21 protein-coding genes are annotated in these 25,078 nt (G+C 64.3%); 13 read left to right on the forward strand and 8 right to left on the reverse strand.

What is annotated here, in order from left to right:
* Positions 1-531 precede the first annotated feature (531 nt).
* The 4 genes from LKE06_RS16825 to LKE06_RS16840 are packed head-to-tail and all read right to left on the reverse strand — an operon-like array spanning position 532 to position 4,434.
* Positions 532-1,968: an MmgE/PrpD family protein gene (locus tag LKE06_RS16825; RefSeq protein ID WP_228000062.1), complete on the reverse strand. Its 1,437-nt coding sequence runs from the start codon at positions 1,966-1,968 to the stop codon at positions 532-534.
* Positions 1,965-2,804, reverse strand: coding sequence for a cyclase family protein (locus LKE06_RS16830; protein WP_228000064.1), 840 nt, complete (start codon positions 2,802-2,804; stop codon positions 1,965-1,967). Before LKE06_RS16830 ends, LKE06_RS16825 begins: the two co-directional genes overlap by 4 nt.
* Positions 2,801-3,643 carry an HpcH/HpaI aldolase/citrate lyase family protein gene (locus LKE06_RS16835; protein WP_228000069.1) on the reverse strand — a complete coding sequence of 281 codons (843 nt, stop codon included), beginning with the start codon at positions 3,641-3,643 and terminating at the stop codon, positions 2,801-2,803. The genes LKE06_RS16830 and LKE06_RS16835 overlap by 4 nt, the downstream gene beginning before the upstream one ends.
* A complete protein-coding gene (locus LKE06_RS16840) occupies positions 3,640-4,434 on the reverse strand; it encodes an IclR family transcriptional regulator (protein ID WP_228000071.1) in 795 nt (264 codons plus the stop codon). The genes LKE06_RS16835 and LKE06_RS16840 overlap by 4 nt, the downstream gene beginning before the upstream one ends.
* Before the next feature lie 235 nt (positions 4,435-4,669).
* Here LKE06_RS16840 and LKE06_RS16845 point away from each other — a divergent pair, with 235 nt between their 5' ends.
* The 4 genes from LKE06_RS16845 to LKE06_RS16860 are packed head-to-tail and all read left to right on the forward strand — an operon-like array spanning position 4,670 to position 10,103.
* On the forward strand, positions 4,670-6,037 hold the full coding sequence (locus LKE06_RS16845; RefSeq protein ID WP_228000073.1) for an FAD-dependent oxidoreductase: 1,368 nt from the start codon (positions 4,670-4,672) through the stop codon (positions 6,035-6,037).
* 41 nt (positions 6,038-6,078) lie between these two features.
* On the forward strand, positions 6,079-7,539 hold the full coding sequence (locus LKE06_RS16850) for a dihydroorotase (RefSeq protein WP_228000074.1): 1,461 nt from the start codon (positions 6,079-6,081) through the stop codon (positions 7,537-7,539).
* An 11-nt stretch (positions 7,540-7,550) separates the two neighbouring features.
* The gene (locus LKE06_RS16855; RefSeq protein ID WP_228000076.1) at positions 7,551-8,768 is read left to right on the forward strand and encodes a CaiB/BaiF CoA transferase family protein; all 1,218 of its coding nucleotides are present in this window, start codon (positions 7,551-7,553) and stop codon (positions 8,766-8,768) included.
* 30 nt (positions 8,769-8,798) lie between these two features.
* On the forward strand, positions 8,799-10,103 hold the full coding sequence (locus LKE06_RS16860; RefSeq protein WP_228000078.1) for an MFS transporter: 1,305 nt from the start codon (positions 8,799-8,801) through the stop codon (positions 10,101-10,103).
* Positions 10,104-10,263: 160 nt separating this feature from the next.
* Here the strand turns inward: LKE06_RS16860 and LKE06_RS16865 are convergent, their stop codons facing one another.
* A complete protein-coding gene (locus tag LKE06_RS16865) occupies positions 10,264-11,088 on the reverse strand; it encodes a sulfite exporter TauE/SafE family protein (RefSeq protein ID WP_228000080.1) in 825 nt (274 codons plus the stop codon).
* Between the two features lie 86 nt (positions 11,089-11,174).
* Between LKE06_RS16865 and LKE06_RS16870 the strand changes: the two genes are divergently transcribed.
* Positions 11,175-11,936 carry an AraC family transcriptional regulator gene (locus LKE06_RS16870; RefSeq protein WP_228000082.1) on the forward strand — a complete coding sequence of 254 codons (762 nt, stop codon included), beginning with the start codon at positions 11,175-11,177 and terminating at the stop codon, positions 11,934-11,936.
* 119 nt (positions 11,937-12,055) lie between these two features.
* Here LKE06_RS16870 and LKE06_RS16875 read toward each other — a convergent pair whose 3' ends face one another.
* Entirely contained in the window at positions 12,056-12,835 is a 780-nt protein-coding gene (locus LKE06_RS16875) for an SDR family NAD(P)-dependent oxidoreductase (protein ID WP_228000084.1), read from the reverse strand.
* A 281-nt stretch (positions 12,836-13,116) separates the two neighbouring features.
* On the opposite strand from LKE06_RS16875, the gene LKE06_RS16880 reads away from it, so the two are divergent.
* From LKE06_RS16880 to LKE06_RS16905, 6 genes are all read left to right on the forward strand, one after another.
* The gene (locus LKE06_RS16880; RefSeq protein WP_228000085.1) at positions 13,117-13,827 is read left to right on the forward strand and encodes an IclR family transcriptional regulator; all 711 of its coding nucleotides are present in this window, start codon (positions 13,117-13,119) and stop codon (positions 13,825-13,827) included.
* 390 nt (positions 13,828-14,217) lie between these two features.
* Entirely contained in the window at positions 14,218-15,114 is an 897-nt protein-coding gene (locus tag LKE06_RS16885; RefSeq protein ID WP_228000086.1) for an enoyl-CoA hydratase/isomerase family protein, read from the forward strand.
* 67 nt (positions 15,115-15,181) lie between these two features.
* Positions 15,182-15,595 (forward strand): Zn-ribbon domain-containing OB-fold protein, encoded by a 414-nt coding sequence (locus LKE06_RS16890; protein WP_228000087.1) that lies wholly within the window; start codon positions 15,182-15,184, stop codon positions 15,593-15,595.
* Entirely contained in the window at positions 15,592-16,764 is a 1,173-nt protein-coding gene (locus LKE06_RS32920; RefSeq protein ID WP_228000088.1) for a thiolase family protein, read from the forward strand. The genes LKE06_RS16890 and LKE06_RS32920 overlap by 4 nt, the downstream gene beginning before the upstream one ends.
* Positions 16,765-16,809: 45 nt before the next feature.
* On the forward strand, positions 16,810-18,156 hold the full coding sequence (locus tag LKE06_RS16900; RefSeq protein ID WP_228000089.1) for a phenylacetate--CoA ligase family protein: 1,347 nt from the start codon (positions 16,810-16,812) through the stop codon (positions 18,154-18,156).
* A gap of 59 nt (positions 18,157-18,215) precedes the next feature.
* The gene (locus LKE06_RS16905; RefSeq protein ID WP_228000091.1) at positions 18,216-19,466 is read left to right on the forward strand and encodes a thiolase family protein; all 1,251 of its coding nucleotides are present in this window, start codon (positions 18,216-18,218) and stop codon (positions 19,464-19,466) included.
* A gap of 218 nt (positions 19,467-19,684) precedes the next feature.
* On the opposite strand, the gene LKE06_RS16910 is transcribed toward LKE06_RS16905, so the two are convergent.
* Positions 19,685-21,202 carry an acyl-CoA synthetase gene (locus LKE06_RS16910; RefSeq protein WP_228000092.1) on the reverse strand — a complete coding sequence of 506 codons (1,518 nt, stop codon included), beginning with the start codon at positions 21,200-21,202 and terminating at the stop codon, positions 19,685-19,687.
* A gap of 358 nt (positions 21,203-21,560) precedes the next feature.
* Here LKE06_RS16910 and kstD point away from each other — a divergent pair, with 358 nt between their 5' ends.
* Positions 21,561-23,282, forward strand: coding sequence for a 3-oxosteroid 1-dehydrogenase (gene kstD, locus LKE06_RS16915; protein WP_228000094.1), 1,722 nt, complete (start codon positions 21,561-21,563; stop codon positions 23,280-23,282).
* Between the two features lie 454 nt (positions 23,283-23,736).
* Here kstD and LKE06_RS16920 read toward each other — a convergent pair whose 3' ends face one another.
* Complete coding sequence (locus LKE06_RS16920; protein WP_228000096.1) at positions 23,737-24,477, reverse strand: IclR family transcriptional regulator; 741 nt, start codon at positions 24,475-24,477, stop codon at positions 23,737-23,739.
* Between the two features lie 138 nt (positions 24,478-24,615).
* Here LKE06_RS16920 and LKE06_RS16925 point away from each other — a divergent pair, with 138 nt between their 5' ends.
* Entirely contained in the window at positions 24,616-25,071 is a 456-nt protein-coding gene (locus LKE06_RS16925) for a nuclear transport factor 2 family protein (RefSeq protein WP_228000098.1), read from the forward strand.
* Positions 25,072-25,078: the final 7 nt, after the last annotated feature.

Raw genomic sequence — 25,078 nt, forward strand, 5'->3', positions numbered from 1 at the left:
ACACATCCACCTCGGATGACGCGCAGGCGACAAGTCGGCGACGCCGCGCCGACAGACACGCGTGACCGAAAGGATTCGCACCGGCAATTGAATGTCGTGCGACACCGAACTGGTTGTGGTGCAGGATATCCCGCGACGAGCGCCTCCACGCGTTCATCGACCACGGCGAAACGGGCACAGGGGAACCGGCGGTGCTGACACTGCGGGCAGGTAACGCCGGCGCGAACACCGCCGCCGACCACAAGAAGGTGCTCGCCGAAGCGATACCGCAGTTGCCGTGGCGGCCCAGGTATCGGGTCGGGCGAAAGGTGCTGGTGCGCACCGATACTGGTGGCGGCACCCACGAGTTCGTGGCCAACTGCAGTACTCACTCGGCATCACCCTCACCGACGCAATGGTCGAAGCCATCGATACGGTGCCGAAAACATCTGGACCGCAGCCTACGACGGCGAGGAGCTCGGGACGTCCGGGTTTCTGGACGACCTGAGGACCCAGTTGACGGACGGCTCGTTTCGTCCGCCTCCGGGATCGTCAGCCACGGACGCTCGACATCAGGTCGTCGAGCGCGTCGGCCGACGAGAGCCCGAGAGCCCGTTCGGCGACGGTGCGCGCCGTATCCGAGGGCAAACGCCCTTCGACGTTGAGATCGAATTTCAGGATGAGTTCGTCGTCCGAGAGCGGATTCGCAGGACCGCCGCGGTTGTGGTCGACGCGAGCCTCATGCCATACGCCGTCGCGGGTACGCACTCGGAGGACGGCGGGGAACTGGTGCGGGTAGAGCTCGTCGCAACGGTCGTCGCTATGACTGACCACGAGCGATGCCAGCGCCAGCGTACGAGGGTCTTTCGCCGCCTCGTCCGTGAAATCGGCGTGCCCGACACCGAGTCCCGAACCCCCCAGCAGCGCACGTGCCACGGTGAACGGGCCCGAGAATGCCGCGTGGTACCCGGATTCCGGGGCGGCCTTGGCGGCGGGTGGCTCAGCGATGGTGCGCAGCACCGGCTTCGGTACGCCGAGATCGATCTCCACTATCTCGGCGGGGTCGAGTCCGTCACGTCGAAGTGCGCGCGCGGCGTCGATGCCGGCGTGGGTGAAGTGGTTGCACGGATACGGTTTGAAGAAGATGCCTGGCAATTCCCAGTGCTCGCCGATCCCTTCGACCACCTTCGCCGCGTCGGCCCGGTCACCGCAGAACGCGTGCAGGAAACCGAATCTGCCTTCGATCACCGTGGGCGGTCCGGTGAGTCCGTGACGGGCGAATTCCGCCGCGGTCACACCCGAATGCGCTGCCCAACCACAGTGCACGCGCTTGACCGTGCCGCCGGTCCTGTTCGCCTCGAGCAACCCCGCACCGAAGCTGGCGGCGATCCCCATCGCGTCGGCAATGCCGTCGGCGTCCAGGCCGTACAGCATCGCCGCCGCGGCAGCGGACCCAACCGCGCCACAGATCGACGTCGCGTGCTGGCCGCGTTCGAAGAACTCGGAGTTGCCCAGGTCCTCGTCGTAGCCGCCCATACCCAAACGCACCGCGATTTCGATACCCACGCCCGCCGCGTCGAGGACCGAGGCTCCCGACGCGGCGGTTGCCTCACCGACTGCGAGCGCGGTCGGCACCACCGATGCGGACGGATGCAACACCGAAGGAAGGTGGGTGTCATCCGAGTCCATCGAGTGCGCGAGCGTGCCGTTCACCAGGGCGGCTGTGGCGGCGGGGAAGCGTTCGCCGGTACCGATGCCGGTAGCCGCGGGGGCGCCTGCCCAGCCACGGGCCACAGCGGCGACGGCGCGCGCGGATGGCTGCCCCTGCGCGGCGAGGGAGTTGCCGAGCACGTCGAGGACCCGGCGGGCGACGTCTTTGCGCAGTTCCTCGGCGAGTCCGGCGGTGCGGGTGTGGTCGGCCAGCGCGGCGAGACGACCGACGACCGTGCCCCGCATATCGTGTCGGGACGCGCTCTCGGGGCGGCTCATGCGGCCACCACCGCGACGGGGCGTACCGGCGATCCGGTCCCACCGGTGATCCGCAGGGCAGCCATGACGAAGGTGAACTCGGTGAGCCCGCGCTCGCTCGCCGCCTCGAGATTCAGGTGCTCGATGATGTGGATTCCGTTCTCCACGAGCAAGACTCGATGCACCGGAAGCACGCTGTGGCCCTTGCCCGCCGGAATGTGCTCGAACGCGGTGGTATCCGCGCCCGCGGCCACGATGCCCGCGTCAGCGAGCCAGCGCGCCGCGCCGACATCGGCGCCGGGAACCCCGTCCTGCTGACCGAGATAGTGCTGGGGGTCCTCGAAGTGCCTGGCCCAGCCGGTGCGGATGAGCACGACATCCCCGCGCCGCGGAGCCACACCCGCGTCATCGGCCGCGTCACGCAGATCCTGCTCGGTGACTGCGTAACCGGCGTCGAGGGCATCGACCCCATGGACGCGTGCCACATCGAGAAGGACACCGCGACGAAGTAGGAACGGGATGGATTCCGCGCCCAACTTCGAGAACCTCCCGCCGCGTTGCGCCTCCTCCGCGTCGACACCCCCATGAAGCTTGCCCTCGTGACTGACGTGCGAGAGAGCGTCCACGTGCGTACCGACGTGCCCGCCGGTCACGATGATCTCGTTGGATGCCGATCCGCCATCCGGACGGACCATGTCGCCGTGCCGCCGGATCAATGTCATCCGAAACCCCGGATGGTTGGGCGAACACGGCATTCCCGTCGTATGCGGGTGCCCGAGCTCGATGATGTCGGCTTCGGTGGCCACCACGGCATTCAACAGTGCGTCCGGTCCAGCGGTGACGGTGTGTTCGGTCATGCTTTTACTCCTCGTGCTGCTATGGCGTCGGCTCGGTCGAGGACTAAGCGTGCGTTGGCGACGACGGCGGGATCGATGAATCTGCCGTCCTCGTCGAGCACGGCGGATTCACCCGCTTCCATTGCTACGGCCGCGCAGTCCACGATCCGTCGAGCCCTGCTCTGCTCGTCCGGCGATGGCGTGTATGCCTCGTTGACGATGTCGATTTGGTTCGGGTGTATGACCGACCGCCCGAAGAACCCCTGGGCGCGTCCGGTACGCGACGTCTCCGCGAGACCTGCCGGGTCGTCGACGGCGGTCCAGACGCTCTGGATGGGCGAAGATAGCCCGGCGGCCCGCGCTGCGGCGACGATCCAGCCACGTGCCCACGCGAGGCCACTCGATTCTGTGCGCATATCGGCAGCAAGATCTGCCTCACCGAGCGCGATGCCCGTCACTCGCGGATGACACCGCGCGATCTGGGGTGCCGCGAGGAGCCCCGCCGCGGATTCGATGATGGCATGGACATCGCACGCGAGCCGATTCACTGTCGCCGAGACCGACTCGAGCTGCTCGGCTTTCGGCAACCGGACTCCAGCGGGCATACTTCCGGCCGACGCCAATGCGCACAGTTCATGCTCGAGCCACTCGGATCCGATGGCATTGAGCCGCAACCAGATTTCACGACCCGGTGATGCGGCACGCAGGGTGTCGAGTGCGTTCGCCAGCGCACGGTCCTTCGCCCCGACCGGGACCGCGTCCTCCAGATCGATGACGATGGCGTCGGCGGCGCTGTCGAGCGCTCTGCCGATGCGATCGTCACGATGTCCGGGCACGTACAGCCAGCTGCGCGGAGTCACATCGTCTCCGCGGCTGTGGGACCCGATGCCCGGTAGCCGAGGGCGCGCGAGACCCGCTGCGCGGCCTCCACGAGTGAGTTTTCGTGACGGTCACAGGCGTCGTCGGTCATTCGATAGCTGGGACCGCACACCGATACCGACCCGATTACGGTGCCATCCGCGCCGAATACCGGGGCAGCGATCGATCCGGCCCCTTCCTGTCGTTCTCCGGTCGATCGACATACCCCTCGCTCGCGCGCTTCACGCAGCGTGGCACGCAGTGCCGCTGGGTCAATGATCGTGGTGGAGGTGAGGCGGGGGAGCGGCCGGGACAGCAGATCTTCCTGCTCTTCCTCGGAGAGATAGGCCAGGATGATGCGACCCGACGAGCCGCTGTGCAGATCGAACCGTTTGCCCAGGTCAACGGTCATCTTGATTTCCTGCGTGCTCTCGACCTGGTCGAGATAGACCCGCCCCCCGGGCAGTCGACCGGATACCGTCGCGGTCTCACCTGTGGCTCGCTGCAGATCGACCAACGCCTCACGTGCCACCCGTCGCAGCGGCGACACATCCAATGCGCGCGCGCCGAGCGTCGCCGCCGCAGGACCGAGAAGGTATCGACGCGTCGAGGGCTCGTACAGCAGGAGACCGCACTCGACGAATGTCGTGAGGATGCGGTGGGCAACCGCCTTGGACATACCGGTCGCGCGGGCGATCTCGGAGACGCCGAGTGCGCTCGACCGGCGGCCGAATTCGAGCAGAACATCCGCTGCCCGAGCGGCAGAGGTGGTGCCTCCACTGGAGGACTCCATCGTGGCTCCGTTCTCCGGGGTCGATTCGTTGTTTCGTACGGCGCTACAGCCGCCGTAACCCAAGACAATTTGTACCGCTTAGCGAAACGATTGTCCAACGGCTCTGATGGATTGGAATTCAGAGTTCCCTGAGGTTAATCACCCGTGCAGGCACTTGCGCACAGAAAGCCAAACGTGCATAGTGCAGGGGATCACATTCCCTCGTTCCGCTAGGCGGAACATGATTGGAGGAAGCGTGGATGGCTCGGATTTCGAACTCGTTGTCGCCGGTGCGGGCGGTGGGCTCGTCGCCGCCCTGCGAGCAGCCGAACTCGGCTCGAACGTGCTGGTAGTCGACGCCGACGAGCACTTCCAGCGCGGCAACAACACGTCGATGTGCACCGCGATGATCCCCGCCGCCGGAACCCGCTGGCAGCGCGAGGCGGGTGTGGCCGACAGCCCGGACCGGTTCATCGCCGACATCGATCGCAAAACCGCCGGTACGGCCGATCGGCGACTGGCCCGTGCACTCGCCGAGGTGAGCGCACGCCTGGTCACCTGGCTGGCCGACTCGCAGGCCATCGACCTCGAACTCGTCACCGACTTCCGGTACCCCGGACACAGTGCCGACCGCTGCCACACCATCACCGGTCGCCACGGATCCCGCATCCTGCGCCACCTCGTACAGCGCGCACACGCGCATCCTCGGATCGAGGTGATCGCACCGATGAGTTTGCGCGAGGTGTGCACCACCGACAGGCGTGTTTCCGGGGTCGAGATCGCCACTCCCGACGGACATTCCGAGCATCTGGCCACACCTGCGGTGTTGTTGGCCACCAACGGCTTCGGAGCCGATCGCGCACTCGTGCGTCAGTGGATTCCCGAGATCGCCGACTCCCATTACCACGGCGGCCAATTCAGTAAAGGAGACGCCCTGCGCATCGGGCGCGGCCTGGGAGCCGACAGCGCGTACCTCGACGCCTATCAGGGCCACGCCGCACTGTCGTCCCGCAGTCAGACGCTCGTCGGCTGGGCGACAGTCATGCATGGGGGAATAGTCGTCAACAGCGACGGCAGGCGCTTCGCACCCGAATCGACCGGATACTCCGAATTTGCGGCCATCCTCGCCGGACAACCCGGCGGTATGGGCTGGATCGTCATCGATGAGCACATCGAAGCACTGTGCTCGGCCTTCGACGACTTCTGCGCGGTCGCCGCCGGCGGGGCCCTCGTCCGGGCCGAAACCGCCACGGACCTGGCTGTGCGTCTCGGGGTTCCCTCGGACGCGCTCGAGGACGAACTGGCAGCAGCCCGGCGCTCTGCCGCCGGACAGGAACCAGACCGCCAAGGCCGCGCGGACGAGCGCCATCCCCTGACCGGACCGTACATCGCCATCGCCATCACTCCCGCCCTGTTCCACACACAGGGGGGCCTCGTCGTCGACGAACACGCGCGCGTCCTCGCCGACCGCTCGCCGATCCCCGGTCTGTACGCGGCGGGTGGAGCAGCCATCGGTATCTCCGGCCACGGAGCGGGCGGCTATCTCGCGGGTAACGGCCTCATCGCGGCGCTCGGGCTCGCCTTCCTCGCCGCCGAGCACGTCAGCAGCCCCGTCGCGGCCTGACCACCGACATCACTTATCCAGATATTCGCCAGGAGAGAGTCATGACTACGTACCTGATCAAGAACGGCACCGTCGTGCGCACGGACAACGAGGCGCCCGAAGGGGGCGAGTCCGCGGACATTCTTATCGTCGACGGCAAAATCGCGGCCATCGGCCCCGACCTTCGGTCCGAGGAAGCCGAGATCGTCGATGCCACCGACAAACTCGTCTTCCCCGGCGTGGTGGATGCGCACCAGCACTGGGGGATCTACAACGCACTGCCCGAAGACACGAGCACCGAGTCCCGCGCGAGCGCGCAAGGTGGCGTCACCACCGCGCTGACGTACATGCGGACCGGGCAGTACTACCTCAACAAGGGAGGCGCCTACGCCGACTTCTTCCCGGAAGTCCTCGATGCCTCGGCGGGGCGCAGCTACATCGACTACGCCTTCCATCTGGCACCGATGTCCAAGCAACACATCGGCGAGATCGGCGACCTCGCATCCGACCAGGGTGTGACCTCGTTCAAGATCTTCATGTTCTACGGCAGCCACGGCCTGCACGGACGCTCCACCTCGCAGAGCGACTTCCTGATGATCCCGGAGGACGAGCGCTACGATATCGCCCACTTCGAGTTCGTCATGCGCGGAATCCAGCGGGCGCGCGAACAGTTCCCCGAACTCGCGCCACACATTTCACTCTCACTGCACTGTGAGACCGCTGAAATCATGAGCGCCTACACCAAGATCGTCGAACAAGAGGGCAAGCTCAGCGGGCTCGCCGCATATAGCGCGTCCCGTCCGCAGCACTCCGAGGGACTGGCAGTCACCATCGCGTCCTTCCTCGCCGACGAAACGGGGCTGCCGAATATCAACCTGCTGCACCTGAGTTCGGCAAAGGCGCTGAAGGCCGCGATGAAGATGGCCGATGCCTTCCCCCATGTGAACTTCCGCCGCGAGGTCACGATCGGACACCTGCTCGCCGACATCGACACCGCAAACGGGCTCGGCGCGAAGGTGAACCCACCGATCCGTCCGCGCGAGGATGTCGAAGCGCTGTGGGAACACCTGCTCGCCGGCAACATCGACTGGGTGGTCTCCGATCACGCATGCTGCAAGGACGAGGTCAAGTTCGGCGAGGATCGCGCCGATGTGTTCGCCGCGAAGTCCGGCTTCGGTGGCACCGAGTACCTGCTGCCCGGCCTGATCACCGAGGGCCGCAAGCGCGGCCTGTCGCTGCGCCGGATCGCGCAACTCACGGCATCGAACCCGGCCGATCGTTACGGGCTCCCTGGCAAGGGCAGAATCGCCGAGGGCGTCGACGCGGACATCGCGATCGTCGACCCGAACAAGACGTGGACCGTACACGCCGAAGACTCCGAGTCCACGCAGGAGTACACGCCGTTCGAAGGGTTCGAACTGACCGCCGCGGTAACCGACACCTTCGTCCGAGGCAATCGCGTGTTGTCCAACGGCACCGTCACGGGCAACCCCATGGGTCGCTACCTGTCCCGGCCGTACTGAGGAGATTCCAGGTGAAGGACGATACGAACGCCGGCGAGCCGTCCGGCCCACTTCGTGGAATCAAAGTTCTGGATGCTTCCACCATCCTGGCCGGTCCGCTGACGGCCCAGATTCTGGGCGACTTCGGCGCGGAAGTAATCAAAATCGAACACCCGCAGAAGCTGGACGGAATGCGCGGCCACGGACTCGACAAGGAGGGTGTTCCGTTGTGGTGGACGATGGTCAGCCGCAACAAGCAGACGATCACCCTGAACCTGGGTACCGCGGACGGGCAGGCGATCTTCCGAGAGCTGGCAGCCGAAGCAGACGTTGTCATCGAGAACTTCCGACCGGGAACGTTCGAACGCTGGGGCCTGTCCTATGCGGAACTCTCCTCGACCAATCCCGGTCTGATCATGCTGCGCGTCACGGGTTTCGGACAACAAGGTCCCTATGCCAAACGGCCGGCGTTCGGCACGCTGGTCGAGTCGATGAGCGGATTCGCCTACCTCACCGGTCAGCCCGACGGGCCGCCCACCCTCCCGGCTTTCGGGCTCGCCGACTCCATCGCCGGCATCGCCGGCTCCTCCGCGATATCGATGGCCCTCCTCGACCGCGAACGCAACGGCGGAACCGGGCAAACGATCGATCTCGACTTGCTCACACCGATCATGACCGCGGTCGGCCCCGGGGTGATCTATGCCGACCAACTCGGCATCGACCAGGAGCGGACCGGCAACAGATCGCAGAACAACGCACCGCGAAACCTCTACCGCACCAAAGACGACCACTGGGTGGCGATCTCGACCAGCGCGCAGGCGATCGCGGAACGCGTTATGAGGATCGTTGGGCATCCCGAAGTCCTCGACGAGAAGTGGTTCGCGACCGGACGTGAACGTGCGCAGCACGCGGATCTGCTGGATCGCTATGTCGGCGACTGGATCGCCGAACGTACCCGCGACGAAGTCACCTCTGTTTTCGAAGAAGCCGGCGCCGCGGTCGCGCCGGTCTACCGGCCGAGTGATCTCCTGACCGATCCGCAAGTAGTCGAAACCGACATGATCACCACCGTCGAGGACGACGAACTAGGTCCGGTGCGCATGCAAAACGTCATGTGGCGCATGGGACATTCCCCTGGCTCGATCCGGCACACCGGACGACCCGCAGGTGCCGATACCGACAAGGTCCTCACCAGCCTCGGGCGCAGCACCGAGGACATCGACAGCCTGCGCCTGCGCGGCGTTATCTGACCGCGCACAGTTTTATCCGAGGAGTTCGCTATGAAATCGCGTTGGTTGACCATCACCATAATTCTGGGCCTAGTGGTGGTGAATTATATTGATCGCAGCGCCATCTCGTTCGCTGTCACTGATCTGCGGGAAGAGTTCGGGATCACTCCCGGCCAATATGGCTTCATCAGTTCCGCATTCTCAGTCGGTTACATGCTTTTCGCCCTGCTCTCCGGACCGCTGGTCGATCGTTTCGGCTCACGACGTGTCCTCATCGTGGGAATGTTCATCTGGGCCGCGGCAACAGCATTGACCCCGTTCGCTGGTGGATTCATCGGCCTCATTCTGCTGCGCATCCTCCTCGGAGCGGGTGAAGCTCCCTGTTTCCCGGCCGCGACCCGGATTGCCAGTCGGTGGCTGCCCGCGCATGAGCGGGGAAAAGCGCTCGCGCTCATCGGTGGTGTAGCCGTCTCCGGCAGCCTGCTCGTCGGCGGCCCCATTCTCACCCAACTAATCGCCCTCACCGGCTGGAAGGGGATGTTCTGGGTTCTCGCGCTCGCCGGAATCGTTTGGGTGCTTGTGGCATTCCCTTCTCTGAAGAACTCACCGAGCGAGGCCTCATTCGTCTCGGACGAAGAGTTGCGCTATATCCGAGCAGGGCAGACCGATGGCGAAGACAGCGGTCATGAGTCGAAGGTCGACTGGGGCGAGATCCTGCGTAACCGCAACCTCTGGCTGGTCGGCTTCGGCTATTTCTCCTGGGGGTTCATGTTCTGGGCATTCATGTATTGGCTCCCGCAATACCTGCAAGGCGCATTCGGTCTGTCCATCAAGGCGGTCGGCGCATTCTCGGTCGCGCCCTGGGCAGCTGGTGTCGTCGGAGCACTCGCCGGCGGAGTCATCGTCGACCGGGTTTACAAGCGCACACACAGCATCCGGTCGCGATTCGTCATCATCGGTGTGGCGCTGCTTCTCGCAGGCGCTTCGATCGTCCCGATTCTGTTCGTCCCCGGTAATCTCACAGTCGCACTGATCTGTATTTCGGCGGGCGTCGGCTTCGGATTCATCACCGGCGGAATATGGTGGGTGGCCTCGATCGACGCCGCACCTACTCAGCCCGGCACAGCGGCAGGATTCGCGGACGCGTGTTTCGCGCTCGCCGGGATCATCGCACCTTCGGTCATGGGGTTCATCGTCACTCGAACGGGCACCTACGACGGCGGATTCATCGTTATGGCGGCACTGTGCCTGATCGGTTCGACAGCGATGCTGCTGTTCGCCAAGGAGCCCCCGCGTCAGCAGGCGACCGAGCAACAGCACCTACCAGGGATCGAGGACGAACTCACCGCGACATAGCAGCTGCGCTGACGACCGGCGTCCGACTCGAAGCAGGACGCCGGTACCCGTCACGTGATGAATTTTGGTCCGCGTCCGAGTCCGAGGCGAGTTGCGCGTGTGCGACTCGCACTCGCCGATCAACGTCGGGGAGCTCGCACCATTCCGCGCTGTGGACCGACTACGGATGGCCAACCGATGTGGTTACCGCAGTCGATCCCATGGCCAGCATGACCACAACGAGGAGCAGGACGTAGCTGATCGCGTGCGGGCGATCGGGCAGGCGCGGGGGATGCCGCCGCAGCAGCACGATCACCGGGAGCGCGCCGACGAGTAGCGCCGCTGCCGCCGCCACATCGACCGAGCCGACCAGCGTGGCTCCCGCTGCCCGGCCCGGGGCGCTGTCGATGAGGAAAGTGAGGGCTGCCGGCAGGCTGATTGCGAGTGTCAATGGATTGGCGAGGGTGGCGGCGACACCCATCCCATGACCGGCACGACGTAGCAGGGGCACCGTCATGACACTGCCGCCGACTCCCAGGAACGCTGCGCTCGCGCCGATCGGCAGGCCGAGTGACGCGGGGATCGCGAATTGCCGCGAAGCGGGAGAGTCCGATTCCGCACGGTGACGGTGTAGGAAACCTGGCCGGAGCAGTACGTCGACGATCGTCACCGCAAGGTAGGCCACGAAGCCCCACTGGATGAGTACGCCAGGGACAAGCCGGGCCAGCAGCGCGCCGGCGATGCCACCGACCCCGAGCAGCGCGAGGAGGCAGCGAGCTTCGCGCAGTCGATGCAGAATCGTGCACGAAGTGGCGGCGGTGGCCACGGCGGCGTTCACCACCATCACCGCTGCCGAAGTCGCCACCGCCACCTGCGCCGCGTCCGCGCCGAGAGCGGCATTCGCCCAGACGACGACAGGTACGGTGACGAACCCGCCACCGAATCCGAACAGGACTGTGGTCAGACCGGTCAGCAGGCCGATGAGAACAAAAACTACGAGGCTCACCGGGTCCAGTTCATCGCACCGATGAACGTCCCGCAATCGACAATCAGTCGATTTCATTCGATAGTCGGCCACTAGGCTGCCGGGTTATGAGGAATGTTCCGCTGCACGAGGTCGACGCTGTCGAGCGGGACGTGCTGCCGATCGCGACCGACTACACTCCCGGCTTCCTCTTGGACTGGCACGAACACCGTCGTGCGCAGTTCCTTTACGGCGCGACCGGAACGATGGTCGTCGAGACCGACGACGGCACCTGGACAGTCCCTACCGCCCAGGGCGTCATGATCCCGCCGGCCACGCCGCATCGGGTGCGAATGCTCGATGTGAGTACGAGCAGTCTCTACATCGAGCCGGCCGCGGTGCCCTGGTGGCCCGTCTCATGCGTTGTGGTCGAGGTGACATCGCTGGTTCGCGAGCTGCTGCTCGCCGCCGCCGAACTATCGGCCGAGTACGACCACAATGGACGCGAAGGCGCCATCACATCGCTCCTGCTGTATGAGCTGGCGTCCCTCGGACCGCTACCGCTGCATATCGATCTGCCGAGGTCGGCGGACTTGGCCGCGCTGTGCCGAGCCTATTTCAGCGAACCGGAGGTCGGAATGACGAACGCCGAGTGGGCACGCCGTGTGACCATGAGCGAACGTGCCTTCACCCGACGATTTCACCGCGAGGTCGGCACCAGTCCGGCTGCCTGGCGTTTGCGGGCTCGGCTGTTGGCCGCCATCCCGATGCTGCGTGCACATCCGGTCGCTCGAGTCGCCGCAGTCCTCGGTTACGCATCCCCGGCGGCATTCTCCTTCGCCTTCAGTCGCGAGTTCGGCATGGCACCGTCGGTGACCGGTCGCCGGTAGCGAGTCCCTCGTCCATCGCTTTCGAAGCGAGGGGAGACGTTTTCTACGGGCACATACGGACGAGCTTCAACGCGGCTGACTCCTTGTGTGTGACATAGGGGTTGATGCGCCCGCTCCGGTTACGCGATGCCCTGGACGGTTTGCCAGACGCGCCGGTAGGAGCTGACGGCCTCGAAGCCTCCGTCGACGGGCACGTCTACGCCGGTCATGAACGATGAATCGTCGCTGGCGAGAAACAGTGCGACACGCGCGAACTCGTCGGCTGCGGCCGCTCGTCCCATCGGAGTCATCGATTCCATTGCGTCGTAGGACGGGGTGCCGGCGATGAGCGGCGTGTTAACGAGGCCGGGGTGAATGGTGTTGACGCGGATGCCCCAGTTCGCGAATTCCATTGCAGCGGTTTTGGATACGCCGCGCAACGCCCATTTGCTCGCGGTGTAGGCCGCGATGGGATGGCCCATCATCCCGGCGAGCGAGCCGATGTTGATGATGGAGCCTCCTCCGCTGTCCCGCATGAGAGGAGCACAAGCTCGCATGCCGAACATTGGGCCTTTCAGGTTGACCGAAAGAATGCGGTCGAGATCTTCCATAGCCATGTCCATCAGGCCGTGGCGGACCTGAATGCCCGCATTGTTGACCAGCACTTGGAGGTCTCCGGAGTCGGTGGACCGGATCGTGGCCGCGAGCTCGGCCCAGGCACTCTCATCGGTCACGTCGAGGTGGTGGTACGTGGCGTTGCCGCCGTGGGATCTGATCTGCTCGACCAGCTCGCGGCCGGGCTCGTCTTGAATATCGCATGCATAGACACGCGCGCCTTCGAGTGCGAACATCTCGGTTTCGGCGGCGCCCATGCCGCTGGCGGCGCCGGTAATCACCGCGGTCTTTCCTGCAAGCCTCATATCCTGATTCCTTTCAACAGGGCCGTCCCAGTGACGGCGGGCCGGATCGCTGATCTCCCCGACTTGTCGCGGCGTCCTGCCGTACGGATATGAGCGCCCCGTGACACCGTTCGACTTATGCGAGCAAGACAACGCTCACCGCATGAGCGTACCTTTTACAGAATGACAGTCAAGGTTGTTCTCTGGAAGGCGTCGAGCCGAGGTATGTCGCCGCCTGGAGGCAGTAGTGGCGTTCGGGTGATGTTTTGCGTCAGAACACAGGACTGCGGGAGGATCTGAGCATGAGGTCGATGCAGCGCGTGGTCGCGATTCTCGAGAGCGTCGCCCGGGCGGGTACGCCGACCACGGCGGCGCGAGTGGCCGAGGAGACGTCGCTGTCGCTGTCGACGGTTTCGAGAATCATGCGCGAGCTGGCGATGGAGGAAATGCTGGACCGCAACACCGACGGCAGCTACCTACTCGGTACACGCGTCTTCAATCTCGTGGCGGCCGGGCGAGGCGACCGCGGCTCGGCAATCAATCAGGTGCTACAGGACCTGCGCGATCTCACAGGCGAAACGACTTCGTTACATATTCGACGCGGTGACCAGCGTGTCTGCGTGGCTTCGGTGAGCAGTAGGCATCAGTTGCGCCGCGTGATTCCCGTGGGTGACTCGGTCAATCTCGTCGGCACGGTACCCGGCGACATCCTGCTTTCGCAGGCATCGGATGCTGAGCGGGACGCCGTAGTATCCGAGACGCTGTCGGGCCGCGCGCGGTCGTCGCAACTCGACAGGATGCGCTTCGCCGCCGACCACGGTTATTCGGCCTACAGCGTGGAGCGTCTCGGCCTCACCGGTATCGCGGTGCCGGTGTGTTTCGGTAACGAAATCCGGGCCGCCCTGGCGATATCCGGGCCGACGAGTCGATTCTCGGTGGAGCTCGCAGAGTCCTGGCATTCCGATATGCGCACTGCGGCAAAACGTCTCGAGCCCTGGATGGAATCCGACTGACGGCTCGCACCGGCCCGAGCGGCGGGCTCTGCGGCAAATTCGTGACGCCTTCCTGTCGTCGCGCCACTACTCGCATGCGAGGTTGATGCGACCACCCCTCGGGCCGCCGCATTCGGCTATCGGTGTGGTTGGACTCATCGGACGGCCGGTCTTGGGTGACCCAAATTTCTCGAAACTCTGGACAGGTCGGTCGGCGAGGGCTAGCGTCAATCAGACGATGTCATTGTGTGGCATTAACGCTCATTCAGTGAGCGTTCCACTGCAATCATCGGGCCCGGGCGAGACCGGCGATACGGCGTCCCCGAAACGGGTGCCGTGGGCTGAGCACAGGGTGGTCGACGACCAGCTGTCATCGACCACGGTGAGCATCTGAACGAGAAGGAGTGCGTTGTGGCGAGCGTTGCGGCTGGACACATCTCGAATTTCATCGATCCTCCGAAATTCGAGGATTACAGCGAAAAATACAAAGACCACATCATCATGGAGCGTCGTGACGGCGTGATCATGCTTCGGATGCACACGCAGGACAAGGCCCTGGTTTGGAGCCCGCAACTGCATCGAGCGATTCATCAGGCGGTGCGCGAGGCCGCTGCGGATCCCGAGAACGATGCGTTGATCCTGACGGCGACCGGCGATTTCTGGGTGGCCTACGGCGTCGCCAACAAGGACGAGGGCAGCCACCTGGTCGAGCAGACCACCGAGCAGCGGTCCGCGGCGAGCATGAATTTCTTCGTCGGCGACGGTATGCCGTTGCAGGAGAATTTGATCTTCGATGTCCGCATTCCCACCATCGCCGCGGTTACTGGTCCCGGGTACCACATGGAGATGGCACTGATGTGCGATCTGACCATCTGTACCGAAGACACGGTCATGGTCGATGTCCACAAGTGGATGGGCTTCGTATCCGGTGACGGCGTCAACATCGCCTACCAGGAATTGATGGGTACCAAGCGGGCCAACTACGCCATGCTGCTGGGGACTCCGGTGACCGCCGAGCAGGCCCTGGACTGGGGGCTGGTGAATGAGGTCGTGTCCCGAGAGCGGATCTACGAGCGTGCCTGGGAAATCGGCGCCAAGGTCGTGGAGGGCCGGAACGATCGGCGGGTGTTCCGACGGATGATGACCGAGGTGATGCGCAAGCCGTGGAAGACGCGGATGTCGGAGGACTTCTTCGGCGCCTTCGCTGCCGAGATGTACGGCTACATGGCCGATCCGGGCGTCAGCCACGACGACGACTACCTCGCGGAGATGTGGAAGCAGTGCGGCGTCGAGATCCCGGAATGGTGACCCCGGCCCGGAGACCGCGGTGTCACCGGCCGCATCGGATCCCCGCATCGGTGTTGGGTGTGGTCCCGTGAAACTGCACAACGCGGCGATGTTCGCCGAGACCGATCGCGGCCCGGTGCTGGCCGGCCAGCGGTGCCGAGACTGCGGCAAGGTCGCGTTCCCGCGAAAGCGGGTGTGCCCCAACTGTTTCGGGGAGACCCTCGATGAGCAGCTGTTGAGTACCACCGGTGTGCTGCACACCTTTACCTGCACACATGTCGGTGCTCCGCATCTGCCGAAGCCGTATCTGCTCGGTTTCGTCGACGTTCCCGAAGGGGTGCGGTTGCTGTCGCTTCTGACCGACTGCGATCCCTGGGAGGACATGTTGCGGGTCGGTATGCCGATGGAGCTGGTGATGCGGCCGCTGATGCAGGACGCCACGGGCGAGGACCTCTACACCTACAAGTTCCGGCCCGTCGTACAGGAGAGGACGGACTCGTGACGCTCAGGGAAGTCGTCGTCGCCGGGATCGGCGAGACGAAGTTCGGCAAGCACATGGGCAGAGCGATCACCGACATCGGTGCCGAGGCATGCATCAAGGCCATCAAGGATGCCGGCGTCGGGCACAAGCAGGTGCAGGTCGCCACCGGGGGCTACGCCTGCCAGTGGAATGCGCCGTTGGGTCAGTACTTCGCGCTACCACAGATCGTGCTGCGCGAAATCGGGATCACCGACATTCCGGTAATGCGCACCGAATGTGGTTGTGCGACAGGTTCGGTCGCGTTCCGTGATATTTGGTACCGCATAGCGACCGGAGAATACGACGTCGGTCTCGCGTTCGGTCTCGAGCAGATGAATGTGGCCGACTCCAGCAGCATTCTCCACCAGATTTCCGATCACATTCCGGAGCGCGACGGCGACTTCGGCCTGACAGCCGCCGGAATCTACGGACTGATGGCTCGGCGGATGATGGAACAGAACGGCGTCACCCGAGAACAACTGGCGCAGGTCGTGGTGAAGAACAGGCGGTTCGGATCTCGAAATCCGTTGGCGCAGTTCGGCGATCCTGTCACGCTCGAGCAGGTCTTGAACGGGCGCATGATCTCCGATCCGCTCACGCTGTACATGTGCTGCGGCCGTGGCGACGGTGCCGCTGCGGCCGTGCTGATGGACGCGGCGACCGCTCGAAGGCACGGCGTCCCACACGTTCGGGTCGCTGCCAACGTCTTGACCTCCGGCTCTTACCTCGACGACCTCGACTTCGTCACCTTCGACGGCGATGTGCGGGCCGCGGCCCAGGCATACGAAATGGCGGGCATAGGCCCAGAGGATCTCGATATAGCTGAGATCCACGACAGTTTCGCGCCGGCCGAGATCAAGCACTATGAGGATCTGGGTTTCTGTGCGCGAGGCGACGGTGGGCGGTTTATCGAGGAAGGGCGCTCCGACATGGGTGGCGACATCGCGGTCAACACCAGCGGGGGTCTCCTGGCGAAGGGGCACATCATCGGCGCGACCGGAATCTCGCAGATCGGTGAATTGGTCAAGCAGTTACGGGGTTCCGCGGGCGACCGTCAGGTCGATGGCGCCAAGGTCGGGTTACAGCACAATTCTGGCGGATATGTGCACACCGAATTCTGCTCGTGCGCGATCAACATCCTGACGGTGTGAAATCGACCCACGGCGTGGGCCGAGCGAAAGGTAAGAAGACAGACAATGGATGCCGGTCGCGAATACTGGGACATGGAGATCGAGCCACTGCTCAATACTCCGGAAATCAAAGACGTGCAGTGGGGCAAGCTCCAGCAGTTGCTCACGCGTCTGTACGACAGTAAACCGTTTTGGCGAGAGCGGATGGATACCGCCGACGCGCGGCCGCAGGACCTGAAAAGCCTCGAGGATTTCAGTCGTCGGATGCCGATCATGGACAAAGCTCAGCGGCGCCAGCTGGTACTGGACTGCGACGGCGATGTGATTCGCGCCGTCGATCAATCGATCGCGGTACCGGTGGACGACGTCGTGCTGATGGCCGCCACCTCCGGTACCACCGGAGAGCCGACGCCCTACCCGCACACCGAACGCGACAACGAGATCAACGCCGAGGTTTTCGCGCGCATTCTCTGGCGGGCCGGACTGCGGCGCGGTGACCGGGTGGTCCATGCCTTCGGGCTCAGTATGTGGCTGGCCGGTGTGCCGTATGTTCAGCGCATGCAGAACAGCGGCGTCTGCATGCTGCCAGTGGGCGCCGAAGGCGGATCGGAGCGAATTCTGCGGTTCGCCAAGCAGTTTCAGGCCACCGCCTTGTTCGCGACCCCCTCGTTGGTCGAGCATCTCATCGAGAAGGCGCCCGATCTGATCGGCATGCCCGTCAGCGACCTCGGCATCAAGACCATCCTGTGCGCCGGCGAACCAGGAGCCGGCATCGCCGAAGTTCGTAACCGCATCGAAAGTTCGTACGGTGCAACGTTGTACGACCATGGCGGCGGCTACGGCATTTCGTGTGGCCATGCGGAGTACCAGGGCATGCATCATGTCGCCGACGACAAGATGATCTTCGAACTGGTCGATCCGGACACCCGTGAACCGATCCCGTTCGAGCACGGCGCGAAGGGCTTGGCGGTGCAGACCAGCCTGGAGGCCGAGGGAATGTTATGGATGCGGGAGACCTTCGGCGATATCGTCCAGGTGTTCACCGAACCGTGCCCCTGCGGGATGTCAGGGTTCCGGTTCAAAGTCGTCGGCCGCGCCGACGACATGCTCAAGGTCAAGGGCGTCATGGTTTATCCGGCGGCCATCGACGGTGTGATCACGGGCTTCGCACCGCAGGTGACCGGCGAATTCCGGATCGTGCTCGACAACCCGCCGCCGCGGGTCGTCCCGCCGCTGGTGCTGCGAGTCGAGTACGACGAGCACGTCTCGCCGGAGCAACTGCCGGCGCTGGCGGGCGAGATCGAAAGCCACATGCGGTCCACGCTGAAGATCAGCCCTCGCATCGAGTGGGTCGCGCCCTATTCGTTCGAGCGAACGGGCGGGAAAACCAACTTCTTCGAGCGCAGGTACTGATCAGAGACGGCCCGCCCGCGCGTGTTCGGCGCGAGCGGCCGAGATGCCCTGGAGGACAGGTGGATATATATATCGTCGGTGTCGGGATGACGCCGTTCGGAAGGTTCCCCGAGTGGGGAGTGAAGGACCTCGCTCAGCGGGCCGTCACCGATGCACTCACCGACGCCGGGTGCGGCAAGTCGGCCGTGGATGCGGCCTTTTTCGCCAATACGGTGATGGGTTACCTGGAGAATCAGATCTTCATTCCGGGCCCGATCGCATTGCGTGCCATGGGATTCGAGGAGATACCCATCCTCACGGTCGAAAATGCCTGTGCCAGCGGCTCGACCGCGCTGTGGGAAGCGATCAACTTCGTGCGCAGCGGTTCCGGCGACGTCGCCCTCGCAGTGGGGGCCGAGAAGATGAACGTCGGCGACAAACAACGCCAACTCGCGATCTTCGACAGCGGCTGGGAGATCGAGACCGCGGACGAGAACTACGCCGAGCTGATAGCTTACGGCGCCGGGGTCGACGTCCCGCCCGGTAGCGAAAGCCCGGACGCGCGTAGCCGTTTCATGGACGTCTATGCCGCCTACGCTCGCCGTCACATGCGGGAATACGGCGTCACACAACGCCAGATCGCGGCCGTGTCGGCGAAGAACCATGCGCACTCGGTGCACAATCCGCGGGCGTTCTTCCACAAAGAGTTCAGCATCGACGATGTGCTGGCGGCCAAGCCGGTCGTGTATCCGCTGACGGTTCCCATGTGCGCGCCGGTCACCGACGGTGGCGCCGCCGCGATCGTCTGCTCGGAAGAAGCGATGGCGCGGTACGGCTTCGATCGTTCCCGGGCGGTCAAGGTCGAGGCATGCGTACTCGTGAGCGCAGTGCCGCGACAGGCGGAAGAAGTCGAGAACCAGCCCACCTACCTCGCCGCACGCCGTGCCTACGATCAGGCCGGCATCGGACCGGAAGATATCGACGTCGCCGAGGTGCACGACGCGGCCGCGATCGGTGAGATCCGCGAGATCGAGAACCTCGGTCTCTGCGGCTTCGGTGAAGCAGCCGCCCTGAGTGAACGCGGCGACACGTCGATCGGAGGCCGGATCCCGGTCAACCCGTCGGGCGGACTCGAATCCAAAGGCCACCCGATCGCGGCGACCGGACTCGGTCAGATCTTCGAGCTGACCGCACAGCTGCGCGGTGAGTGCGACGACCGGCAGGTCGACAATGCGAGATACGCGATCCAGGAGAACGGTGGCGGCAGTATCGGACTGGATGCCGCGGTCACCGTTGTGAGTATCCTGTCGCGGACAGGCTCCGGCCGGTGACATCGCGTGCGTACGGGGCCGTCGCTGTGGGTCCGCATACGCGCCCCCGGTCCAGGCCTACCGCACCCGCAATGGATTCATGGTCGATCTCGCCCAGTGGGCGCTCAACGGGCTGGCTGCGAGCACCGGATTCGATAACGCGCGGCGGAAGGACCTATACGTTCTCCCAGCCACGCCGTCACCAACGTCCGTGGTCAGTACACCTAGGCCGTGCATGTCTATTGGCGTAGTTCACGTTTAAGCAGTTTGCCGCTTTGATTGCGTGGTAGTACGTCGACGAAGTGGATCCGCTTGGGAACCTTGAACGGCGCGATTCGCTCTTTGACGTGCGCGGTCAATGCTTCGGCGGTCACTTGCAGGCCGTCGCGCAGCACGACTACGGCGGTGATGGCTTCGATCCATTTTTCGTCCGGGGTGCCGATGACGGCAACCTCGGCGACTGCGGGGTGGGTGTAGAGGGCGTCTTCGACTTCCCGTGAGGCGACCAGGATGCCGCCGGTATTGATGACGTCTTTGATGCGGTCGACGACGGTGATGAAGCCTTCTTGGTCGCGGGTGACGAGGTCGCCGGAGTGGAACCAGCCGTCGCGGAACGCTTCTGCGGTTGCGTCGGGGTTGTTCCAGTAGCCCTGACAGAGCTGCGGTGATCGGTAGAGGACTTCTCCGGATTCGCCGTCGGCGACGTCGTTGCCGTCGGTGTCGATGACACGGGTTTCGACGAAGAACACCGGGCGTCCGCATGAGGAAGGCCGGTCGGCGTGGTCTTCAGGACGTAGGACCGTGGCGAGCGGTCCGATCTCGGATTGGCCGAAGCAGTTGTAGAAGCCGAGGTCAGGGTAGCGTTCGCGGAGCCGGTTGAGCACGGTCACCGGCATGATCGACGCGCCGTATTGGGCTTTGTGTAGCGAGGATAGGTCGTGGTGGTCGAGGTCGGGGTGATTCGACAGCGGCACCCACACGGTTGGTGCGAGGAATAGCGATCCGATCCGGTCTTGTTCGACGCGGCGCAGGATTTCGGGGATATCGGGTGTGGCCATCAGGTTCACGGTCGCGCCGACCGACAGGTAGGGCAGCATGAATACGTGCATGCCGGCCGAGTGGTACAGCGGCATCGCGATGAGCGGGTTGTCATCGGCGGTCAGATCGAGCGCGATCACCGAGGAGACGTACTCGCAGATGAGGGCGGCGTGAGTCATCATGGCGCCCTTGGGTTTCGACGTGGTGCCCGAGGTGTAAAGGAGTTGGGCGAGGTCGGTTGCGGTGGCCTGTGGTGACAGCTCCGGCACCTCGCCCGCGTCGGCGACATCGAGTAGTGATCCGTCGGCGTCATGCAATCTCACGATGTGCTCGACGGTGGAGAGGTTGTCGCGCACCGAACCGAGAGTCGCGCTGAGGGCGGGATCGACCAGCACCGCCCGTGCCCCCGACTGGGACACCAGATAGGTCAGTTCTTCGCCGGTGAGGGCGTAGTTCACCGGGACGTGGACCAACCCGGCGCGGGCGCAGGCCAGGAATCCGATCACGTAGGCGTCGGAGTTGGTGCCGTAGGCGGCGACTCGATCGCCGGCGACCAGGCCGAGGCCGAGCAGGTGCGCGGCGGCGCGGGTGACCGCGGCGTCGAGTTCGCGGTAGGTGCGTACCCGACCTTCGAAGGTCAGCGCGGTGCGGTCGGGGACCTTCGCCGCCGAGCGGCGCAGCACACCGTCGATGGTATGGGTGCGGGGATCGAGACTCATGGACACTAGATTATAGGTCGTCCAAGTATTTCGGAGGTAGACCACGTTCGTTCAGTCGAGATATGCCAGATGCACCACCATCCGGGTGCGTCGCCGTAACTCGATCGGATGTGGCGTCACCGAACGGCAGAACTGGTTGTTCTGGACGACTGCGGTGCCGAGTTCGAACACCCTCCTGCCGAGTTCATAGACGGTGTCAACGCGCGAATCCAGCCTATGTGGGAAAGCTTGGTCAGGCTCGACTGACCGGTGGTGAACCCTGTCGGCGACGGGGTGGCAGCGCGCACGACCGTACTGTAACGTGTTCTAGAAATTGGGTGTAACACGTTCTAATTTTAAGCTAGGGGAGGCTGCCGCGGTGAGCAGTTCGCGCACACCTGGATCGAGTGACGGAAATGCATTCGACGTAATCGTTGTAGGGTCCGGTGCCGCCGGTATGAGCGCGGCGATCACCGCGGCGAAGAGCGGCCTCCGAACCGTCATCATTGAAAAGTCACAGTATTGGGGTGGATCGTCCTCGAGATCCGGCGGCGGGGTATGGATTCCGGGTAACTCCGTACTCCGTCGGCAGGCACCGGCCGACGACCTGGAGGCGGCACGCAGATATGTCCGCACCATTGTGGGACCGTGTGTGGACGAGGCGTTGATCGATCGATATATCGATCGTGGTCCCGAGGCCCTGGAATTCCTGATGCAGCATGCTCCATTGCAGCTGGAATGGGTCGAGAACTATTCGGACTACTATCCCGAAGCGTCCGGCGGCCAGGCATCGGGCCGGTCCTGCGAACCCAAACCGTTCGACGGGCGAAAGCTGGGTGCCGATTTGGCCACGCTGCACCCGCCGTACAGCAAGAACCCATTGAACATCGTGATAAAACAGTCCGACTACCGCTGGTTGAGTACCGGATTGCGGCACTGGCGCGGACCGGTCAAGGCGGCCCGGGTAGCCGGCAGGTACCTGCTCGCCAAGATACGGCGGCAGCGATTGCTCGGGTTCGGGGCATCGTTGATGGGTCGGCTGATGGTGGGCGTTCGTAACGCAGGCGTGCCGGTGAAACTCGGCGTGACGTTGCGGGATCTGGTCATCGAGGACGGTCGTGTCGTCGGTGTCGAGGTGGAGATCGATGGTCGAACGAGCGTTTGGCATGCCGAGCACGGAGTTGTGCTGGCGTGCGGCGGATTCGAGAACAATGCCGAAATGCGCCAGAAGTACCAGCGGGCGCCGATCGGGTCCGACTGGACCACCGGGGCCCCGACCAATACCGGCGACGGCATCAATGCCGCACTGAAGATCGGCGCCGCAGTCGATTTCATGGACGACGCCTGGTGGGGCCCAACGATCCCACTTCCCAAGGGCCCGTGGTTCGCGCTGTCGGAGCGGTCGCTGCCGGGAAGCATCATGGTCAATGATCGTGGCGAGCGATTCATGAATGAGTCGTTGCCTTACGTGGAAGCCGTGCACAGGATGTACGGCGGTGAATTCGGCCAGGGGGAGGGGCCGGGCGAGAACATCCCAGCGTGGTTGATCTTCGATCAGACCTACCGCAGCCGCTACATGTTCATTTCGGTGACGGGCGGGGCTCCGTTGCCGGCCAGCTGGTTCAAGAGCGGAGTGCTGGTCAAGGCAGCCACCGTGAGCGGGTTGGCGGACAAGCTCGGCGTGCCGGTCGATCGGCTGACCGCCACGGTGGACCGGTTCAACGGTTTTGCGCGCTCAGGTCTCGACGAGGACTTTCACCGGGGTGAGAGCGAGTACGACCACTATTACGGTGATATCACCAACAAGCCGAATCCCAGCCTGGGCGCCTTGGCGAAGGGGCCATTCTATGCGGCGAAAATGGTACCGGGCGACCTCGGTACCAAGGGTGGGGTCAAAACCGACCCCGCGGCGCGCGCGCTCCGTCCGGATGGCACAGTTATCCCGGGTCTATATGCCGCCGGGAACACCAGCGCTCCGGTGATGGGGCACACCTACGCCGGCCCGGGCGCGACGATCGGTCCGGCCATGGTATTCGGTTATCTTGCCGCCCTGAATATTGCCGAGCAGGCCGCCAAAAGGAAGACCGTTTCGGATCGGTGAGCCCGGAAAGAGTGAGATGTCATCCGATTATTAAATGCTGGCCGCATTGCAGCGGTATATCCACGATCGGTTCTTTGTCTGCCGATTATGCGACCATTGAGAACCCATACAGAAACACCCCGATGGTGGCAATAGCCGATATTCGAAAGTTTTACGAATTTGCGGTGACGTTCAAATCTGACTTGACACTGAATCTTCCCATCAGGGCGTCGCACGGGAATAGTGCGGCAATGGCGCTCACGAATACCAGTGAAAAGATCACGATCAGGCGCTCAGTACGACGGAATTTGGCGACGACTGCTAGGCGAAGGGCCTGAAGGCGTTCTGGGGGACCTCGAGGAGACTCGTCACGTCCCCGAGATACGGGCTCGATCGTGGGGCCATCGCCACCAGGTGCTTCGGTGCCGGTCTCGCGGTGCGGGCCAGGAATTCTCGCTGACCCGCACCGCGCCGGTCAGCGGAGGAGTAGCGCTCCCAGTCGCCGGGCCGCACTCATGACGGCCTCGCCCAGCTTCTGCTCGTCCGACGAGCCGAACACCGAGACACCGATGCTGACGAGGTCTGTGGGGCGCCGGTTCGGCACCGCGGCCGAGATACCCGTGACCGAGTGAGTCACCTCCCCGGACGTCACCGCGAACCCGCGCTCGCGCGCGCGAGTGACCTCGGGGCGTTCCCCTTCGCGCGGCGGTAGGGCCGCGAGCATCGCCAGCCCCGCCGACCCACGGTTGATCGGATCGACCTGACCCGGCTGGAAGCCGACGTGAACGCGCGAGTTCCGCGGCTCGATGACCATCATGGCGCGGACCGCGTCCTCGCCCTCCCGGACCGCGAGGTGCGTAGTCGCCTCGACCGAGTCCGCGAGTTCCTCGAGTACCGGCCGCGCGAGTTCGCGCAGATCCTGCTCCACCGAACCCGCGAGCGAGACAAGCCCTGAGCCCAGCAGGATGCGCTTGTTCTCGGTGCGTCGGCACAGGCGGTGCGCCTCGAGGGTGCGTACGAGACGGTCCGCGACGGTCCGATGCACGCCGACTCCGGCCGCGATCTCGGTGATCGTCAGCCCGTACTTGTGCTGCGTCAGCAACTCGAGGATTTCGAGCCCATTGTGCAGCGTTTTCGACATTCGTGAATCGAGTTGGATACCGCTGGTATTTCCAGGGGTTTCGCTCGTTTTCTCATCGGATCGGACCGATGTCATGCATCCCTCCCTTGACGTGTGTGAGGCGAGCCACTTACTATTCACCATAATCGCACTATGCGTTCGATTATCGCACACATGACGAGGCGGTGCAATCCCGATCGGGGTGCACCGGAGAGTGACCGAGGAGTTCGTTTCATGACCGGGACCGGTATCAACGGCGCTGCCGACATCGGTGCGGCGACATTGGTGGAGATCCACCAGCTGTACGGCCGTCAGAGCCACCTCATCGACGAAGGCTCGGCCGCGGCGTGGGCGGCCACCTTCACGGCAGAGGGCGAGTTCCACTCGCCCAGCTATCCGGAGCCAGTCGTGGGGACGGTCGCGCTCACCGAGTTCGCGAACGGGTTCTTCACGAACGCGTCCGTGGCGGGGGAGGCGCACCGGCACGTGCTCACCAACATCGTCGTCGACCACACTGGCGAGGACGAACTCGAGGTCCGCGCCTACCTGCAGATCGTCGCGACACGGATCGGCGGCGAGTCCCGCCTCGTGCGGTTCACGACCGTCACCGACCGCGTGGTGCGAGAGAACGAGCAATGGCGCATCGCGCGCCGGGCCGTCCACCGGGACGATCAGAGCCGACCGGCCTGACCATCTC

The organism is Nocardia australiensis, assembly GCF_020733705.1.
GTDB lineage: Bacteria > Actinomycetota > Actinomycetes > Mycobacteriales > Mycobacteriaceae > Nocardia > Nocardia australiensis.